The sequence below is a fragment of the Brevundimonas sp. genome, assembly GCF_036659295.1.
Classification (GTDB): Bacteria; Pseudomonadota; Alphaproteobacteria; order Caulobacterales; family Caulobacteraceae; genus Brevundimonas.
In genome coordinates this window covers 1-640 of the sequence record NZ_JAVXCU010000173.1, presented here as the reverse complement: position 1 = coordinate 640, position 640 = coordinate 1, and the positions used below count along the sequence as shown (strand labels likewise).

Genomic DNA, 640 nt, shown 5'->3' with positions numbered 1-640 from the left:
CATCGACAAGGCACTGGACGCCGCCCACGCCGCTGCGGACGCCTGGGGCAAAACCTCGGCCCAGGACCGTTCGCTGGTGCTGCTGAAAATCGCCGACCGCATCGAGCAAAACCTCGAACTGCTGGCCATCACCGAAACCTGGGACAACGGCAAGGCCGTGCGTGAAACCCTTAACGCCGACATCCCCCTGGCTGCCGACCACTTCCGCTACTTCGCCGGCTGCATCCGCGCCCAGGAAGGCAGCAGCGCCGAAATCAATGAACTCACCGCCGCCTACCACTTCCACGAGCCGCTGGGCGTGGTCGGCCAGATCATCCCGTGGAACTTCCCGCTGCTGATGGCCGCCTGGAAACTCGCCCCAGCCCTGGCCGCCGGTAACTGCGTGGTGCTCAAGCCCGCCGAGCAAACGCCGCTGGGCATCAGCGTGCTGATGGAGCTGATCGGCGACCTGCTGCCACCGGGCGTGCTGAACGTGGTGCACGGTTTCGGCAAGGAAGCCGGCGAAGCCCTGGCCACCAGCAAGCGCATCGCCAAGATCGCCTTCACCGGTTCCACCCCGGTCGGCTCGCACATCATGAAATGCGCCGCCGAAAACATCATTCCGTCCACCGTTGAGCTGGGCGGCAAGTCGCCGAACATC

General features: G+C 65.3%; 1 protein-coding gene. It reads left to right on the top strand.

All coding sequences use genetic code 11. The annotated features are described in order from the left end of the window. On the top strand, window positions 1-640 hold a 640-nt coding region (locus tag RSB01_RS14200; protein WP_332625772.1), incomplete at both ends, for an aldehyde dehydrogenase family protein.